This is a genomic window from Gilliamella intestini (assembly GCF_900094935.1).
Classification (GTDB): domain Bacteria; phylum Pseudomonadota; class Gammaproteobacteria; order Enterobacterales; family Orbaceae; genus Gilliamella; species Gilliamella intestini.
Genome location: NZ_FMBA01000040.1, coordinates 1 through 19,302, shown reverse-complemented (window position 1 = coordinate 19,302; position 19,302 = coordinate 1). Strand labels below are relative to the sequence as shown.

General features: G+C 33.9%; 16 protein-coding genes and 1 other RNA gene. 13 read left to right on the top strand and 4 right to left on the bottom strand.

From position 1 onward, the window contains the following. Nucleotides 1–177: 177 nt before the first annotated feature. Complete coding sequence (locus GA0061080_RS09430; RefSeq protein ID WP_091124652.1) at nt 178–1,266, bottom strand: site-specific integrase; 1,089 nt, start codon at nt 1,264–1,266, stop codon at nt 178–180. Between the two features lie 150 nt (nt 1,267–1,416). Between GA0061080_RS09430 and dusA the strand changes: the two genes are divergently transcribed. After that, entirely contained in the window at nt 1,417–2,379 is a 963-nt protein-coding gene (dusA, locus tag GA0061080_RS09425) for a tRNA dihydrouridine(20/20a) synthase DusA (RefSeq protein WP_091124649.1), read from the top strand. A 118-nt stretch (nt 2,380–2,497) separates the two neighbouring features. Beyond that, a complete protein-coding gene (gene rep, locus GA0061080_RS09420) occupies nt 2,498–4,513 on the top strand; it encodes a DNA helicase Rep (protein ID WP_091124644.1) in 2,016 nt (671 codons plus the stop codon). A 192-nt stretch (nt 4,514–4,705) separates the two neighbouring features. Here rep and ubiT read toward each other — a convergent pair whose 3' ends face one another. Together ubiT and GA0061080_RS09410 are read right to left on the bottom strand one after the other, a co-directional pair. Continuing rightward, nucleotides 4,706–5,209: a ubiquinone anaerobic biosynthesis accessory factor UbiT gene (gene ubiT, locus GA0061080_RS09415; RefSeq protein ID WP_091124640.1), complete on the bottom strand. Its 504-nt coding sequence runs from the start codon at nt 5,207–5,209 to the stop codon at nt 4,706–4,708. Continuing rightward, the gene (locus GA0061080_RS09410; protein WP_065635859.1) at nt 5,210–6,838 is read right to left on the bottom strand and encodes a Na+/H+ antiporter; all 1,629 of its coding nucleotides are present in this window, start codon (nt 6,836–6,838) and stop codon (nt 5,210–5,212) included. Between the two features lie 155 nt (nt 6,839–6,993). Between GA0061080_RS09410 and recO the strand changes: the two genes are divergently transcribed. Beyond that, nucleotides 6,994–7,686 (top strand): DNA repair protein RecO, encoded by a 693-nt coding sequence (recO, locus tag GA0061080_RS09405; protein ID WP_091124636.1) that lies wholly within the window; start codon nt 6,994–6,996, stop codon nt 7,684–7,686. A 34-nt stretch (nt 7,687–7,720) separates the two neighbouring features. Here the strand turns inward: recO and GA0061080_RS09400 are convergent, their stop codons facing one another. Beyond that, nucleotides 7,721–8,176, bottom strand: coding sequence for a YaiI/YqxD family protein (locus GA0061080_RS09400; protein WP_065635857.1), 456 nt, complete (start codon nt 8,174–8,176; stop codon nt 7,721–7,723). Between the two features lie 566 nt (nt 8,177–8,742). Here GA0061080_RS09400 and thrS point away from each other — a divergent pair. The 10 genes from thrS (at nt 8,743) to GA0061080_RS09350 (ending at nt 19,216) form a co-directional block, all read left to right on the top strand. Then, the gene (gene thrS / locus GA0061080_RS09395) at nt 8,743–10,668 is read left to right on the top strand and encodes a threonine--tRNA ligase (protein ID WP_091124633.1); all 1,926 of its coding nucleotides are present in this window, start codon (nt 8,743–8,745) and stop codon (nt 10,666–10,668) included. 27 nt (nt 10,669–10,695) lie between these two features. Beyond that, nucleotides 10,696–11,235 (top strand): translation initiation factor IF-3, encoded by a 540-nt coding sequence (gene infC, locus GA0061080_RS09390; protein WP_091124629.1) that lies wholly within the window; start codon nt 10,696–10,698, stop codon nt 11,233–11,235. 84 nt (nt 11,236–11,319) lie between these two features. Then, nucleotides 11,320–11,517: a 50S ribosomal protein L35 gene (rpmI, locus tag GA0061080_RS09385; RefSeq protein ID WP_025315575.1), complete on the top strand. Its 198-nt coding sequence runs from the start codon at nt 11,320–11,322 to the stop codon at nt 11,515–11,517. A gap of 32 nt (nt 11,518–11,549) precedes the next feature. Then, the gene (gene rplT / locus GA0061080_RS09380) at nt 11,550–11,903 is read left to right on the top strand and encodes a 50S ribosomal protein L20 (RefSeq protein ID WP_024496189.1); all 354 of its coding nucleotides are present in this window, start codon (nt 11,550–11,552) and stop codon (nt 11,901–11,903) included. Between the two features lie 213 nt (nt 11,904–12,116). Continuing rightward, nucleotides 12,117–13,100 carry a phenylalanine--tRNA ligase subunit alpha gene (gene pheS / locus GA0061080_RS09375; RefSeq protein WP_091124625.1) on the top strand — a complete coding sequence of 328 codons (984 nt, stop codon included), beginning with the start codon at nt 12,117–12,119 and terminating at the stop codon, nt 13,098–13,100. Nucleotides 13,101–13,116: 16 nt separating this feature from the next. Next, nucleotides 13,117–15,504 (top strand): phenylalanine--tRNA ligase subunit beta, encoded by a 2,388-nt coding sequence (gene pheT / locus GA0061080_RS09370; protein ID WP_091124621.1) that lies wholly within the window; start codon nt 13,117–13,119, stop codon nt 15,502–15,504. Between the two features lie 4 nt (nt 15,505–15,508). Further along, on the top strand, nt 15,509–15,802 hold the full coding sequence (locus GA0061080_RS09365; RefSeq protein WP_091124618.1) for an integration host factor subunit alpha: 294 nt from the start codon (nt 15,509–15,511) through the stop codon (nt 15,800–15,802). Nucleotides 15,803–15,947: 145 nt separating this feature from the next. Next, an RNA gene (ffs, locus tag GA0061080_RS09360) (signal recognition particle sRNA small type) lies at nt 15,948–16,043 on the top strand. A 228-nt stretch (nt 16,044–16,271) separates the two neighbouring features. Further along, nucleotides 16,272–17,141 (top strand): protease HtpX, encoded by an 870-nt coding sequence (gene htpX, locus GA0061080_RS09355; protein ID WP_091124615.1) that lies wholly within the window; start codon nt 16,272–16,274, stop codon nt 17,139–17,141. 137 nt (nt 17,142–17,278) lie between these two features. Continuing rightward, a complete protein-coding gene (locus tag GA0061080_RS09350) occupies nt 17,279–19,216 on the top strand; it encodes a peptidase U32 family protein (RefSeq protein WP_091124611.1) in 1,938 nt (645 codons plus the stop codon). Nucleotides 19,217–19,302: the final 86 nt, after the last annotated feature.

Below are 19,302 nucleotides of genomic sequence, written 5' to 3'. Positions count from 1 at the left end.
TGGAATGATGCAAAGGGGTTGGTTAAGGAAAAGCAATTGGAGAATTTATTTTGCTCATCGGACACGCATTTTGTTAAAATGAAAGCCGATGAGTAATATGTGTCTGTCAGATTAAGTTTGAGCTACTACAGATAATGTAGCATTCGCCCGTGATTTCATTATTAAAGCGAAAGAAAACTAGCTTTCTTTTTCTTTTAATTTGTTAAATTTAGCATGTAATGAATTTGGGAATAAACTAATATAAATATTCCAGAGCGTTTGTAAATTTCTATGTCCTGTCACTTGAGCCACTTCTTCTATTGCAAAACCCTGTTCTAATAATCGACTAGCTCCTTCTCGCCTCATGTCATGATACCTTAAATCAATAATACCAAGTTTATTTCTAACTCGCTGAAAACCTGCAGTTACAGATCTTGAATTATAAGGGAATATTAACTCGTTGTTTTTAGGTTGTGATTGTAAAATAGTCCACGCTTCGCCTAACAAGGGTACAAACATATGATTTCCTATTTTTTTTCTAGGATCTTTTCTGTTTCTAACTAGTACTGCTTTTTGTTTATAATCTACATCATCCCATTTTAGAGAACATATTTCACCTATTCGCATACATGACAATATTGAAAAATTCAAAATATCGACAAAAGGAATTTTTGAATATTTATGTGACTGCCGTTCTTGTAGTTTTTCAACAATACGATTTAATTCATCACTTATTGGTCGTCTTGCTCTGCGTTGGCTTTTTCCGATTAAATTCATCTGTATTAATAACGGTCTAGCATCCTCTACAACTGTTTTATCAATATTTATTCCATAAATAGGCCGCGCAACTTCAAGAATAGAACCAATATAGCTTATATCATGGTTGATAGTAGCTGGTTTGGTTCCTGAGGCTGCTCTAGCCCTGCAGTGTTCAATTATGTGATGCGTTTTTAGATCAGATAATTTTATATTTGCAATGTCACTATTGATAATCATTTGAATAACATATCGTTTTGTTCGTCCTGCTTTTTCACCAAGATTTGGATCAGATAAGTATTTATCTAAAAGATTCCCTAATGTTAATTTTGTTATATCGTTTTTTTGTGGGATCCCGAATTGCTCTATTTTCGATGCTTGGTTTGTTCCCCATGTTTTTGCTATTTGTTGTTTGCTAAATGTCTTTGACTCACGATAAATAACCTTGGTTTTTTCTTTTATTACAACGGTACAACGATATCGAGGTGTTCCGTCTGCACGAATACGTTTCTCTATGATATAATGAGCCATAAATTGTTTACCCTAAATTATTTTGTCCTATCAACGTGGGAGCCTGTGCGGGATCCTGATGATGAAAAAATATATCAAAATAGGTAAAAATAAGCAAAAATAATATTTCTGAAATAATCAATAAAAATAGTTATAAACATTGGTGTATCAATGAATTCAACAAAAAACAAATTTTCTATCGCTCCTATGCTTGATTGGACGGATAAACATTGTCGTTATTTTCATCGTGTATTAACCAAACAAACTTTACTTTATACCGAAATGGTGACAACAGGTGCAATTTTATTTGGAAAAGGTGATTATTTAGATTTCAATCATGAAGAACATCCTGTTAGTTTACAACTTGGCGGTAGCGATCCCAAAGCATTGGCACAATGTGCAAAATTAGCGCAAGAACGTGGTTATGATGAAATCAACTTAAACGTCGGTTGCCCATCAGATCGGGTACAAAATGGTATGTTTGGTGCTTGTTTAATGGGTAATGCAAATTTAGTGGCAGACTGCGTTGAGCAGATGCAAGCCCAGGTTGATATTCCTGTAACGGTAAAAACAAGAATCGGCATTGATGATTTTGATAGTTATGCTTTTTTATGTCACTTTATCGAAACTGTGATGCCTTATACTAGTACGTTTATTGTGCATGCTCGTAAAGCTTGGTTATCGGGATTAAGTCCAAAGGAAAATCGAGAAGTGCCTCCGCTAAACTATGATCGTGTTTATAAACTCAAACAAGATTATCCCAATTTAACAATAGCGATTAATGGAGGCATTAAAACCATTGATCAAATAAAACATCACCTACAGCACGTTGATGGTGTGATGGTAGGGCGTGAAGCTTATCAAAATCCGCTTTTACTAACTCTAATTGATTCACAAATTTTTGGATTAGATACCCCAACCATTGAACCTAAATCCGCAATTCGAGCACTTTATCCTTATATTGAGCAACAATTAACGCAAGGAGCACAGCTAAATCACATTATGCGCCATACTTTAGGGTTATTTAATGGATTTAAAGGTGCAAGACAATGGCGACGTTATCTGAGTGAAAATGCTCATAAAAAAGGTGTGGGAATAGAGGTGGTTGAACAGGCCTTAACGTTCATCCGATAATAATTGATAAAATAACAATTACTTTTACTTGTAATAGTCTTTACTTAAATAACGATAATTGCGCACTGCTAGTATATCGTTATATACTAGCCCACAATTTTTCTAATGGTTTTATTTTGTGCGTTTAAATTCAAGTCAACAAAAAGCTGTCGAATATGTTTCAGGTCCTTGCCTTGTTTTAGCAGGAGCAGGCTCTGGAAAAACTCGTGTTATTATTAACAAAATTGCCTATTTAATTCGCGTTAAAGAGTATTTACCACGCCATATTGTTGCGGTTACGTTTACGAATAAAGCTGCACGTGAAATGAAAGAACGCATAGCGCAATCTCTTAGTAAACAAGAGGCGAGAGGCCTTAAAATTTCAACCTTTCATACACTCGGCTTGGATATTGTTCGCCGAGAATATAAGCATTTAGGTATTAAGTCCAACTTTTCGTTATTTGATGATCATGATCAAATCGCATTACTCAAAGAGTTAACTCATCAATGGTTAGAAGGTGATAAAGAGCTGATTAATCAATTACGTTCGACAATTTCTAATTGGAAAAATGATATTGTTGATTCAACGATTGCGATGGCAAGAGCGCAAACAAATAAAGAAAAACTATTTGCTCATTGTTATCAGCTTTATGAAAAACAGTTAAAAGCATGTAGTATTCTCGATTTTGATGATCTTATTTTACTTCCTACACTTTTACTTAAAAATAATGAGGAAGTGCGTGATAAGTGGCAAAATAAAATTCGTTATTTATTGGTTGATGAATATCAAGATACTAATACAAGTCAGTACGAGTTTATTAAATTGCTAGTTGGTAATCGAGCCAAATTTACAGTTGTTGGTGATGATGATCAATCCATTTACTCATGGCGAGGGGCAAGACCGCAAAATTTAGTATTACTAAAACAAGATTTTCCCAATTTAGAAGTCATAAAACTTGAACAAAACTACCGTTCTTCGGGACGAATTTTAAAAGTTGCTAATATTTTAATTGAAAATAATCCACATATTTTTGAAAAAAAACTGTTTTCAGAACATGGTTATGGTGAGGCATTAAGAGTTATTTCAGCTGATAGTGAAGAGCAGGAAACTGAAAAAGTTGTTAATGACTTAGTGGGTCACCGATTTGCTAATAATAGCCAATATGGTCAATACGCTATATTGTATCGAGGCAATCACCAAGCACGTCTCATTGAGAAAATGTTAATGCAATATCGCATACCGTATCGAGTATCGGGTGGAACTTCATTTTTTTCTCGCATAGAAATTAAAGATTTAATGGCATATTTGCGCTTATTGACTAATCCTGATGATGACAATGCATTTATTCGTATTATCAACACGCCAAAACGTGAAATAGGTCCTGCAACTGTTCAAAAACTAGGTGAATGGGCAAATCATCGTGGTGTTAGCTTATACCAAGCTAGCCACGACATGGGCTTAACTGAATTACTTTCAGGTAAACGGATGGAAACGCTGCATACGTTTATCCATTGGTTTGATACACTAATTCAAAAATCACACAGCGAACCAATGCACGCAATTCATGAACTGTTGCATGGCATCAATTATGAAAGTTGGATTTATGAAACTTCAACCTCCCCAAAATCAGGTGAAATGCGTATGCGTAATGTCGAGCAGCTCGTTGGCTGGTTAAATGACATGTTGCAAGGTGATGATATTGATGAAAGTATGACCCTTGAACAAACGGTGGCAAGGTTTACCTTGCGTGATATGTTAGAACGTAACGAAACAGAAGAAGAGCTAGATCAAGTTCAGCTTATGACGCTGCATGCATCTAAAGGATTAGAATTTCCTTACGTCTATTTAGTTGGTATGTCTGAAGGTTTATTACCACACCAAAACAGTATTGATGAAGATAATATTGAAGAAGAGCGCCGCCTCGCTTATGTTGGTATTACTCGCGCACAGCAAGAATTAACTTTTTCATTTAGTCGGCAACGTAAACAATTTGGTGAAACAATATATACCGAACCTAGCCGTTTTTTATTAGAACTGCCTCAAGATGATTTAGTATGGCAAGATCAACGTAACGAATTATCACCCGAAAAGAAAATGCAACAAGGACAAAGCCGATTAGCCATGCTAAAAGCACAAATTGCCAAGGCGAAGTGAGATTTTTTAAATAACTTAAGAAAATACAATAATAAAAATGCATAAAAAAACTAACACCTTATCATATGTAAAAGATAAGGTGCTTATATATAAAGTTCCTGATTTGGCTAAATCATTTTATTGTTAGCCTTACGGCCCTAATGACAACAAGAGTGATTATATTCTTCTTAAGATAAAGTGGACAAAATAAACTTAATTAGTTGGTGCACTTTCAATGATGTTTGCAAGCTTTTCAAGCGTTAGTCTTAAAAATTTAGGCATGGTATCTAATTCAATTGAATCCATTAAATTTTTAACGTAAAGACCTAATTCAGTATCGCCTTCAACAATTAAGCGACGTTGAAAAAATAGGGTGTCAGGATCTTGTCGTCTGGTTGCTATCATAATTAAATCATTAGCATTACCAGTAAAACTTACATCGGGAATCTCTTCTCGACTCACAACCAATTTATAGTTGATCAAGCTAACAAACCAGATAAGTCCTAGATCGGTAACTTCTATTTTAAGCCAGCGATTTTCTAAAAAATCAAGATCGCCATCTTCCAGAGAATGTTTAAATTGTAATTGCAATAACTGCTCAATAACCTGTTTTTTCAAGTTAAATGGAACACAACGTAAGGTAAGCCCCAATGCTTGTGGGGCTTTATCTACAAATGCTGAATGTATCTTGCCTAGAAACTGATGATTTTCTATCATTTATACATCTCCAGAAATCATTTTTTCATAAATATCTAAGTCAGTATTTAAATGTTCAAAAACCTCTTCACTAACTTCATTACGAACTTTCATTTGTAAAAGGGCTGTTCGTTCTGCTCCTATAGCAACTAAACGCATACGTCTTTCTAAGTTTTCTGCTTCAAGTGCTTTTTGCTCTAAATCTTTAAGGCCAGTTCTACGACGTAATGAACCAATAACACGTGATCCGACTTCATGAATAATTTCTTGATCCATTCTGTCTTCAGCTGTTTCTTGTAGCAAATTATTTTGCATTTTTTCCAAACTAATAATTGCCTCTTCGGCCATATGACCTTTTACTGTCAATATTTCATTATCTTGTTCTGAATTATCTAAAATAACACTACCTCGTAATAAAATAGGTAAGACAATTACTGCTACAATTAACGAGATTAAAATAATACCTGTTGCAATAAAAACAAGTTGGTATCGACCGGCAATTGTCATTGGAATAGATAATACACCTGCTAAAGTAATAGCACCGCGAACCCCCGCAAATGTTGATATAAGTAGGTCTCGATTAGAATAGGATTTAAATGCAAGAGGTCGTTTGCTTCCAAATGGCATTGTTGGCATGTGCTTCATTGCCCATAGCCAAGCAAAGCGTGTCCCCATTAATACAGCAAAAACGAATAAAACAATTAAACATAGTTGCCATACCTCAATTGAGGTATCAATTTGGTTTTCTACAAAAGTATTATTAAAAATGCTTGGTAGTTGAATACCTAATAAAACAAATACAAATCCATTAAACACAAAGGTTAACATTGACCACGTACTATCTGATTGTAAACGTGTAGTTAATGGAGCGTTTCGCATCATGCCTGAATGGTTTACGGTCATGCCAGCACTTACTGCTGCTAAAATACCTGAGCAGTGACATTCTTCAGCAATAATATAAGCCGCAAATGGAAGCAAGAATAATAATACAATTTGAATTGCAGGATCATTGTGAGTCAGTTGATTTATTTTACGTAAGATACGAGCATATAGCCAAGTAAATACAACACCAATAGCTAACCCACCAATCGCAACAACAAAAAATGTAACACTAATTTGTAATAGATCAAACTGTAATAAACCAGCCGCGATTGCAATGGCAAAATTTAATGAAACAAGACCAGATGCATCATTCATTAAAGCTTCGCCTTCAATGATTTCCATCTTTTCTTTTTCGATACGACCTTTACCCACAATACCACTTAATGCTACGGCATCAGTTGGCGATAGTACAGCCGCTAAAGCTAATCCTGCCGCTAATTCAACTTTTGGCAATATCCAATGAAGAATATAGCCTAATGCAATAATGGAGATAACAACTAATACTAAAGCCAATCCAACAATTTCTCTACCATTATAGATGAAATCCTTTACCGAGGTTTTGCGTCCATCAGCAAAAAGTAAAGGAGGAATAAATAAAACAAGAAATAGTTTAGGGTCAAATTCTACATAAACACCAAAGGCAGCCAGCATGCAACCTAATAATATTTGCATTAGAGGTAGTGGAATTTGTATTGGTAACATTTTAACAACGACACCAGAAAGTGATACAATTAACACTAGAAGTAAAATTATTGAAAAAAGTTCCATAGTTTGTCTTTTATTTATCCTATAATCCTATTGTTTGCATTGATTATATCGGATCTTTAGTCAAATTTCAGGTGAAAATTTTATAAAATGATTTAAATTTTAGTCAAATACAATTATTAATCAAAAAATAGTGATGTAATTAAAAGGCATTATGGATGGAAAATTGGCAAAGAGCATTTATATTACATACTCGTTCTTATACAGAAAGCAGTTTACTGGCCGATCTGTTTGTTGAAAATATAGGCAAAGTTACTGTTTTGGCAAAAGGGGTTAGACGTAAAAGTTCTTCACTGAAAGGTATGTTGCAACCTTTTACTCCACTTATTGTGCAATACTCAGGACAAGGGAACATTAAAACATTGCGGAAAGTTGAGGCTATGTCTCTTGCGTTGCCGTTGGTTTCTGTTTTCTTATATAGTGCATTTTATTTAAATGAGTTATTGCATCGGGTTTTAGTTGCAGAGACTGAAATCCCCACTCTTTTTGATGATTATTTAAAAAGTCTACAACAATTAGCTCAGCAAATACCCGCTGAAAATGTATTGCGTACATTTGAATTATCATTATTAGAAAATTTAGGATATCACGTTGATTTTTTTCACTGCTGTATAACTGGCGATGACATTGTTAAATCGATGCATTATCAATATCAATCAGAAAAAGGGTTTATGAGTAGTTTATTACAAAATAGCACTAGTTTTACAGGTGAACAAGTTTTAGCTTTAGGAAAACGTCAATTTAATAATGAAGAAACACTAAAAGCAGCTAAGCGTTTTACCCGAATGGCGTTAAAGCCTTATGTTGGCTCAAAACCTTTTAAAAGCAGAGAGTTATTTTTAAAAATTTAGTTTTGTTAATTTTAAAAAAAGTTTAATAAAATAGTTAAACTTTTTTGGATATTTGATTAAGTAATATATCAAGTTGGTTTGCAAATTTTTCTCGGTCTTTACTGCTAAATGTAGCAGGTCCTTTAGACTGTACTCCGCTGGCACGCATGGTTTCCATGAAATCTCGTATAGTTAATCGTTCTTTAATTGTATCAAGTGTATATTTTTCCCCTCGCGGAGTAAGCACAAAAGCACCTTTATTTAAAACATCTGCAGCAAGTGGGATGTCAGATGTAATAACTAAATCATTTGTTTTGACTAACTCAATAATTTTATTATCAGCAATATCAAACCCTTTCTCTACTTGTAAAGCCTTAATATAAGGCGAAAAAGGGATAGTTAGCCGCTGATTAGCAACCAATGTGGTATTAATTGCTTTGCGATTTGCTGCTCGATATAAAATCTCTTTAATTGGGGCAGGGCATGCATCTGCATCAATCCAAATATTCATAGTAGTTATATCTTATTAATCCGTATAAAAAAACAATCTGCTCAAGATTCGTTCATGGCTAAAATAATCCACTAAAAACGCATAAGATGTTTTACCAAAAACGGCTTTATGTGCTTTACGTATATTATAACCTTGAGCTTTTGCTTTATATTTTTTGAGTTGCTAAATATTTGCTGATTATGCCACATCTCAATTAAATATGCATGTTACTCTTTTTTTTCTTTTTTTATCTCCAAACGGTATAGACTCCTGAATATTTTTTACAAGAAATATAATCTAAAAGAGAACAATTGTGTAAATAACTCATGAAAAGATAAAACTTAGGTAGAAAATTGCGTTACTAACTTAGGCGTTTCTTAAATAATATAAGTAACGTGAGTAATTTCTATATTTGTAAAATGTTTCAAGTAACTATGTATTTTAGTTTATGTTTCTGAATTTATTTAGAACGGTATGAAAATGATTTTTTTATTTAAAATCTTGATGATAAGTGATAGTATATTTGGTCTATTTTTTATGTATGCAAGTGCGCTTTCGTGTGGCGCACCACTGTTTAAGGATTTATTATGCCAATAATTACTCTTCCTGACGGAAGTCAACGTCAATTTGATAAACCCGTTACTGTTTTAGAAGTTGCTCAAAGTATTGGAGCAGGTCTTGCTAAAGCTTGTATAGCTGGGCGTGTAAATGGTGAGCGTAAAGATGCCAGTGATGTCATTACTGAAGATGCAACATTAGCTATCATTACAGCTAAAGATGAAGATGGACTCGAAATTATTCGTCATTCTTGTGCACATTTATTGGGGCATGCAATTAAACAACTATGGCCTAATACACAAATGGCTATTGGTCCAACTATTGATAATGGCTTTTATTATGATGTTGATTTAGAACATTCATTAACACAGGAAGATATTGATGCATTAGAAAAACGTATGCTTGAGCTTGCAAAGAAAAACTACGATGTAAAAAAGGAAGTCGTTAATTGGGAACAAGCTAGAGAAACTTTTTGGAATCGTCATGAACCTTATAAAATTGCAATTTTAGATGAAAATATCTCTAAAGATGCAACACCAGCACTTTATCATCATGAAGAGTATATTGATATGTGTCGAGGGCCGCATGTGCCAAATATGCGTTTTTGTCATCATTTTAAATTACAAAAAGTAGCTGGTGCTTATTGGCGTGGTAACAGTGATAATAAAATGTTACAACGTATTTATGGAACTGCATGGGCAGATAAAAAACAACTTGATAGCTATTTACAATTTTTAGAAGAAGCGGCTAAACGAGATCATCGTAAAATCGGCAAGCAACTAGATCTTTATCATATGCAAGAAGAGGCGCCTGGTATGGTGTTTTGGCATAATGATGGTTGGATTATCTTTCGTGAACTTGAGGTTTTTGTTCGCACGAAATTGAAAGAATACGATTATCAAGAAGTAAAAGGTCCATTTATGATGGATCGTGTTTTGTGGGAAAAAACAGGTCACTGGGGTAATTATAAAGAGTTAATGTTTGTTACTTCTTCTGAAAATCGTGAATATTGTATTAAACCAATGAACTGTCCAGGACACGTACAAATTTTTAATCAAGGCTTAAAATCTTATCGTGATTTACCATTACGTATGGCGGAATTTGGTAGTTGCCATCGTAATGAACCTTCAGGATCTTTACATGGTTTGATGCGCGTTCGAGGTTTTACACAAGATGATGCACATATCTTTTGTACTGAAGATCAAATTCGCAGTGAAGTAAATAGCTGTATCAAAATGGTTTATGATACTTATAGTACTTTCGGTTTTAATGATATTACTGTTAAGTTATCAACCCGTCCTGAAAAACGAATTGGTAAGGATGAAACTTGGGATCTTGCTGAAAAAGATTTAGCTGAATGTTTAACAGAAAATGGCATTGAATTTGAATATTTACCAGGTGAAGGCGCTTTTTATGGTCCAAAAATCGAGTTTACCCTTCATGACTGTTTAGGTAGAGCATGGCAATGTGGTACAGTTCAGCTTGATTTTATGCTACCTGAACGTTTAGATGCGACTTATGTAGGTGAAGATAATGAACGTCATGTCCCTGTTATGATTCATAGAGCTATTTTAGGTTCTATGGAGCGCTTTATGGGTATTTTGACTGAAAACTGTGCAGGATTTTTCCCTACTTGGTTAGCTCCACTACAAGTTGCCGTAATAAATATTACTGATAATCAGGCTGAGTATGCTAAACAATTAACCGAACAATTGCAAAAAGCTGGAATTAGAGCAAAAGCAGACTTGAGAAATGAGAAAATAGGGTTTAAAATCCGTGAGCATACTCTAAAACGTGTTCCCTATATGTTTGTCTGTGGAGACAAAGAAGTGGAATCAAGAACAATTTCAGTTCGAACTCGCCAAGGTAAAGATCTTGGTAGCTTTGATGTGAAACATGTTATAGAATTGTTGCTTAACGAAATTCATAGTCGTTCATTAGAACAAATGAATTAATGATAAATTAATTTGGAGGAATGAGATATTAAAGTCAGTAAACGAATTCAGTCAACACGAGCACATAAAATCAATGATGAAATTACGGCTCGTGAGGTAAGGTTAACCGGTACCGATGGTGAGCAACTTGGTATAGTAAGCTTAGATGAGGCTTTAAAACAAGCTGAAGAAGCAACTTTAGATTTAGTTGAAATAAGTCCTAATGCAGAACCACCTGTTTGTCGAATTATGGATTATGGCAAATTCCTCTATGAAAAGAGTAAAGCAACAAAAGAACAAAAGAAGAAGCAAAAAGTTGTTCAGGTTAAGGAAATTAAGTTCCGTCCTGGTACAGACGAAGGCGACTATCAGGTAAAACTCCGCAGCCTGATACGCTTTCTTGAAGATGGCGATAAGGCCAAAGTCACACTACGTTTCCGTGGACGTGAAATGGCTCACCAACAGCTAGGTACTGAAATGCTTGATCGTATTAAAAAGGATTTAGCTGATTTGGCGATTATTGAATCTTATCCAACTAAGATTGAAGGTCGACAAATGATTATGGTGCTAGCGCCGAAGAAGAAATAATGGTTTTACAAGCTAATTTTTGATTTATTGAAAGTTACACCATTATTTTATTTTTATTAACAATGCGAAGTGGAAATTAATAAAATGCCTAAAATTAAAACTGTAAGAGGCGCAGCAAAGCGCTTTAAAAAAACAGCTTCTGGTGGCTTTAAGCATAAGCAAGCTAACAAGAGTCATATCTTAACTAAAAAATCAACCAAACGTAAACGTCATTTACGTGGTTTGACAACTGTGTCAAAAGGCGATTTAGGTTTAGTTACTGCGTGTGTTCCATACGCTTAATTTATTGGTTAATTATTTAGAGGATATAGTTTATGGCTCGTGTTAAACGTGGTGTTATTGCTCGTGCACGTCACAAGAAAATTTTAAAACAAGCAAAAGGTTATTATGGTGCTCGTTCACGTGTGTATCGTGTTGCTTTCCAAGCTGTAATCAAAGCTGGGCAGTATGCTTACCGTGACCGTCGTCAACGTAAACGTCAATTCCGTCAATTATGGATTGTTCGTATCAATGCTGCAGCTCGTCAATGCGGTCTTTCTTATAGCCGATTTATCAATGGTTTAAAGAAAGCGTCAATTGAAATTGATCGTAAGATCTTAGCTGATATTGCAGTATTTGATAAAAATGCATTTGCTGCATTAGTTGAAAAAGCTAAGGCTGCACTATAATATTTATGAGAGCCGAGTTATCTCGGCTTTTATTATTTTAATTTTTGATTTTTATCATAAAGAGTAATTTAATTATGAATTTAGTTGTTTTTTGTTTCTTTTTTGGCTTCTTTAGTAATACTAATTCGTGAGGCAAAGAAAAAACAAAAAATGATTATAAAAGCCTCAAAAAGAGGCTTTTTTTATATAATGAACAATAAGCAGGAGAACTGTATGTCTCAATTAGTTGAACTGGTAAATAAAGCCAAATCCGCTATTGAAAGTGCTAATGACATTAATATGATCGAACAAATTCGAGTAGAATATTTTGGTAAAAAAGGCCATTTTACAATGCATATGGCCTCATTACGTGATGTTCCTGCTGATGAGCGCCCAGCTGTCGGTCAAAAAATCAATGACGCAAAACAAAAAGTCGTTGAAATATTAAATCAAAAGCGCAATTTTTTAGAGCGTCAGGCTCTTGATGCAAAATTAGCTAATGAAACAATAGATATTACTTTACCAGGTAAAACTCTTGAATTAGGTGGATTGCATCCCGTTACTAAAACAATCAATCGCTTAGTCGATTTTTTTGGTGAATTAGGGTTTGTTGTTGAAACAGGCCCAGAAATTGAAGACGATTACCATAATTTTGATGCATTAAATATTCCTGCTCATCATCCAGCTCGTGCTGATCACGATACATTTTGGTTTGATGCAAAACGATTATTAAGAACACAAACCTCAACCGTACAAATTCGTACAATGGAAAATCAAAAACCACCGATTCGAATTATTGCTCCAGGGCGGACTTACCGTAATGATTACGATCAAACTCACACACCAATGTTCCACCAAATGGAGGGGCTGCTTGTTGATAAAGATATCAGCTTTACTCATTTAAAAGGGTTATTACACGATTTTCTACATTGCTTTTTTGAAGATGATATGGAAATTCGTTTTAGACCAGGCTATTTCCCATTTACTGAACCTTCAGCCGAAGTTGATATTAAAGCTAAAAATGGTAAATGGTTAGAAGTATTAGGTTGTGGAATGGTTCACCCTAATGTATTACGTAATGTTGGTATCGATCCTGATGTATATAGCGGTTTTGCATTTGGTATGGGGATAGAACGATTAACCATGTTACGTTACGGTGTCACTGATTTACGTTCTTTCTTTGAAAATGATTTACGCTTTTTAAAACAATTTAATTGATTCTGGAGATCAAAGCATGAAATTTAGTGAAAGTTGGCTACGTGAATGGATCAATCCAGAAATTAGTAGCGAAACGCTAGCCGATCAATTAACAATGGCTGGTTTAGAAGTTGATGATATTGAAAAGGTTGCTGGTGATTTTTCTGGTGTGGTTGTTGGTAAAGTTGTTGAATGTATGCAACATCCAAATGCAGATAAATTACGTGTTACAAAAGTTGATATAGGTAAACCAGAATTACTTGATATTGTCTGTGGAGCACCAAATTGCCGTCAAGGATTAACTGTTGCTTGTGCTACAGTCGGAGCTATATTACCTGGTGATTTTAAAATTAAAGCAGCTAAACTGCGAGGAGAACCTTCAGAAGGGATGCTTTGTTCTTATTCCGAGTTGGGTATTTCTGATGATCATAATGGAATTATTGAATTACCTGATGATGCACCTTTAGGTATGGATATTCGCGAATATTTAAATCTTAATGATGTAATAATTGATATTAGTGTAACACCAAACCGTGCGGATTGTTTTGGTATTGTTGGTATTGCTAGAGATATTTCTGCAGTTAACAATATTCCAATGCAAGCACTTAAAGTTAACAGTGTACAGGCAACAATTTCCGACACAGTATCAATAAAAATAGATGAACCCACAGCATCACCTCGCTATTTGGGTAGGGTAATTAAAAATATTAATGTTAATGCTCAAACGCCACTATGGATGAAAGAAAAATTGCGTCGTGGTGGAATTCGTTCAATCGATGCCGTTGTTGATATAACTAATTTTGTATTATTAGAAATTGGCCATCCAATGCATGCATTTGATTTATCGCAGATTGAAAAGGGCATAATTGTTCGTTATGCAAACAAAGATGAAAAACTGACTTTACTTAATGGTAATGAAGTTAAACTTAATGATAAAACTTTAGTAATTGCTGATCACAAAAAAATCTTAGCGCTAGCGGGGATTATGGGTGGTGAAAAATCTGGTGTAACACAAACAACCAAAGATGTATTTCTTGAAGCAGCATTCTTCAACCCATTAGTTATAACAGGTAAAGCACGTGAATACGGTTTACATACAGAAGCATCACACCGCTATGAACGAGGAGTTGATCCTTTTTTACAATTTACCGCAATGGAACGAGCAAGCCAATTATTAATTGATATTTGTGGCGGAGAAGCAGGCCCAGTTATTGATGTGACACATGAAGCTGAACTTCCTGCACAAGCAACTATCCAATTGCGACGTAATAAAATTGATCGTATTATTGGTTATACAATCGAAACACAAAAGATCACTGATATTTTAATTAGACTCGGTTGTGAAGTTGAATATAAAGACAATGTTTGGATTGTAAAATCACCGAGTTGGCGTTTTGATTTGCAAATTGAAGAAGATTTAGTTGAAGAAATTGCCCGTATTTACGGATATAACAATATTCCAAATACCAATTTAAAAATTGAATCAGTAATGAAACCAAAACCAGAAAGTCAAATCCCATTACGTAGAGTAAAGGATTTATTGGTCGATAGAGGGTATCAAGAAGCGGTGACATATAGCTTTGTTAATCCAAAAGTTCAGCAAATATTATATCCTGAACATCCAGAAATTAAATTGCCTAACCCGATTTCAAGTGAAATGTCAGTTATGCGTTTATCGCTTTGGTCTGGGTTATTAGATGTGATACTATATAACCAAAATCGTCAACAAACGCGTGCCCGATTATTTGAAACTGGATTGTGTTTTATTCCTGATGAAAATTGTGAATTTGGTGTACGTCAGGAGTTAATGTTAGCTGGTATTGTTACTGGTAATTTATACGAAGAACACTGGCAACTTCCTAAAAAGAATGTAGATTTTTATGATCTTAAAGGTGATCTTGAGTCAATTTTTTCTCTTTTAGGGTGTGGTGATCAAATACAGTTTAAAAAATCTGAACTCTCAGCTTTACATCCAGGACAAAGCGCAGCGATTTATTTAAATGATGAGTTACTAGGTCATTTAGGAGTCTTGCATCCAGAAATTGAAAAAAAATTGTCTTTAAATAGTAAAACGCTTGTTTTTGAAATAAATTTAGCTAAAATTAGTGAAAAAGAGGTACCTGTAGCTCAAGATGTATCCAAGTATCCGTCAAATAAACGTGATATAGCTATTATTGTTTCAAATACAATACCAGCAGCGGATATTATTTTAGAGTGTAAAAAAGCGGGTGGTGAGCAACTTATTAAAGTTACTCTTTTTGATGTGTATCAAGGTGAAAATATCAAAGAAAATCAAAAAAGTATTGCTATTAGTTTGATTTTACAAGATAAATCACGTACGCTTGAAGAAGAAGACATAACTAACATTGTAAGCAAATGCATTACTGCCTTACAAAATCGTTTTAAAGCCCTATTAAGAGAATAATAATATGACATTAACTAAAGCTGATATTGCAGATCATCTTGCCGAAAAATTTAATATTGATCGACAAGAATCTAAAATCCTTGTAGAGCTATTTTTTGAAGAGATTCGAGTGGCTTTAGAAAAAGGGGAACCAGTTAAACTATCTGGATTTGGTAATTTTACAGTACGTGATAAAAATTCACGCCCTGGTAGAAACCCAAAAACAGGTGAAAGTGTTGATATTTCAGCTCGTAGAGTTGTTACATTCAGACCTGGTATAAAATTCAGAGAGCGTGTTGAAAAAAATTTAGTAATCTAATTTCTGAATTACGTAATATCATTTCAAATAATGGCTTTCCTTTTGATATAACATCTAAAGAAAAGCCAAACAACTATTTTATGCTAAAAAGTAGTTGTAAAAAATTAATAATTCAAGCATAATATTTTCGCCTCTATGGAGGCTCTATGGGTTCTCTTGCAACATTTTTTTGCTCACTAGGTCAGGTCCGGAAGGAAGCAGCCAAAGTAAAATATATGTGTGTGGGATGCAGCTGATAGGGTCTCCACCCACCTCATCAATTTATTATCAAATGTCTTATACTTATAAACATATATTATTAATATTGTTGTTTAATAAACGAGCACATTTCAAATAATTATTAAATATACTTCTATTGATAGTTGTATATATGTATTATTTTTGCGATCATACGTGTTTAACAATCGAGATATTGCGATTTCACTTAATTTAATCATTTGAAAATTAGTTTAAATAAAGAGAGAAGATAATGATGCGAATTGGATTATTTATTCTAACTAACTTAGCCGTTATGTTTGTATTTGGAATCATTCTAAGTATTTTAGGCGTTGATGCGCATAGTACTTTAGGATTACTTATATTTGCAGCAATCTTCGGTTTTGGAGGATCTCTTATATCTCTTCTATTATCTAAGAGAATGGCTTTGAGGTCAGTAGGAGGACAAGTCATTAGTCAACCTAGTAATAGTCAAGAACAATGGTTACTTGATGTTGTTCGTCGATTGTCAACTGAACTTAATATAAAAATGCCAGATGTTGCCATCTATCATGCTCAAGATGTTAATGCTTTTGCAACCGGCGCAACTAAAAATAGTTCTCTTGTTGCTGTAAGTTCTGGTTTATTAAATACTATGACTCAAGATGAAGCTGAAGCGGTAATCGGTCATGAAATGAGTCATGTTGCTAATGGTGATATGGTCACAATGACTTTATTACAAGGAGTTCTTAATACTTTTGTTATTTTTATTTCAAGAATGTTAGCATCCGTTGTAGCTCAAGCATTGGATGATCGTAATCGTGGTTTATCACAGTTAACCTATTTCTTGATAGTTATGGTTTTTGAAACCGTATTTGGTATTTTAGCAAGCCTTATAGCTATGTGGTTTTCTCGTTATCGAGAATTTCACGCTGATGCTGGTTCGGCTAAATTAGTAGGCAGTACAAAGATGATTGCTGCATTAGAAAAACTAAAAACTAGCCATGAACCAAGTGAAGATACTTCAATCTTAGCATTCTGCATTAATGGAGCTAAAAAAGTAAAATTTTCTGAATTGTTTATGTCTCATCCACCATTAGAAAAACGTATAGAGGCTTTAAGGAATGAAACTTATCGCAACTAAGGCTAGATGATCTATATCAAATTTATATTCAAACACATACTTTCCTGAAAGTTTTTTACAAGTATTATTAATTTTATAATAATGCTTGTAAAATAAAAACCAAATTATTCACTAGTTAGATTTTCAAAGAGTTTATAATGTCAAATCTTGTCACCAATAATAAATTAGAATTGCTTAGTCCCGCTAAAAATATTGAGATTGCACAACAGGCTATTTTACATGGCGCAGATGCCGTATACATTGGCGGGCCAAATTTTGGTGCTAGGCATAATGCTGGTAATTCGGTTAGTGATATTGCCCAGTTAGTTGAATTTGCTCATCATTATTATGCAAAAGTATTTGTAACCTTAAATACCATTCTTCACGATAATGAACTTGAACCAGCAAGACAACTTATATGGCAATTTTATGATGCAGGTGTTGATGCATTAATTGTGCAAGATATGGGCATTTTGAGGATGGATATTCCTCCTATTGATTTACATGCTAGCACTCAAATGGATATAAGAACACCTGAAAAAGCCAAATTCTTATCTGATGTTGGTTTTTCACAAATAGTATTAGCTCGTGAGCTTAATTTAACTGAGATAGCTAAAATTCATGAGCAAATTGATGCAAAAATAGAATTTTTTATACATGGTGCGCTTTGTGTGGCATTTTCAGGACAGTGTTATATCTCACATGCACAGACAGGGCGTAGTGCAAATCGAGGAGATTGCTCCCAAGCTTGTCGACTTCCTTTTACCTTAAAAGATGATCAAGGGCGCATTGTTGCTTATGAAAAACATTTATTATCAATGAAAGATAATAACCAATCAGATAATTTGAACGAATTAATTCAAGCAGGTGTACGATCTTTTAAAATAGAAGGACGTTATAAAGATCTAAGTTATGTTAAAAACATTACAGCCTTTTATCGTCAAAAATTAGATACTATTTTGTCAAATTCGCCTGATTTACAATCAGCGTCAAGTGGCCGAACTGAGCACTTTTTTATACCAGATCCTCACCAAACATTTCATCGAGGAAGTACAGATTATTTTGTACATGGAAGAAAATCCAATATAGGCGCATTCGATTCACCTAAATTCATTGGTTTGCAAATTGGTGAGATAACTCAAATTACACCTAAAACTATCTATATTAAATCTGAGAAAATATTAACTAATGGAGATGGCTTAAATGTACTAATAAAACGAGAGATCTTTGGATTTAGAGCTGATAAGGTGGAGAAACTTTCGGCTAATCAATATCGAATTTATCCAAATGAAATTCCTAAGCCGCTTTTTTCAGTTAAATTACCTTATAGAGTGAATCGAAATCTCGATCATGTGTGGCAACAAAATTTATTGAAAGAATCAAGTAATCGCAGAATTGGTGTGTCATTTAAACTATATAATATTGAAAAAGGTATAGAGCTAATTGCAAAAAGCGAAGAGGGCGTTTGTGTCAAGGTAGAACTTAATGGGGAATTCGAACTTGCGGAACAACCAGATAAATCATTAAAAAATATTAGAGATAATTTATCTAAATTAGGAAAAACTATATATTATCTTACTGATTTTGATTTAAATTTATCAAAAATTTATTTTATTTCAAGTAGTCAACTAAATCAGCTTCGAAGGGATACTATTAATAAATTGACAGCTAAAAGATTAACAAGTTATTGTCGCCAAAAACGTAAACCAGAACAAAGCCCAGTTTCGTTTTATCCTGAAAATCATTTGAGTTTTTTGGCAAATGTTTATAATCACAAAGCAAGAGAATTTTATACACAACATGGAGTTGAATTAATTGAAAGTGCCTATGAAGCACATGAAGTTAAAGAAGATGCGCCCTTAATGATAACCAAACATTGTTTACGGTTTGCGTTTAATTTATGTCCAAAACAAGCAAAAGGAATTCAAGGTGTTAAAACTAAAATTACGCCAATGAAATTAATTCAAAATAATGAAGAATTATTGCTAAAGTTCAATTGTAAAGCTTGCGAAATGCAAGTATGGGGTAAAATAAAAAAACACATTTTAAAAATGCCACTTCCTGGAAGTGAGATTATATTTATGGCAAAGAAATAAAGTATTTGAATAAAAATATCTTATGATAAATGAGGGTGATTTAAAAGTTCGTAATAATATACATTATTTAACATAATATATATTAT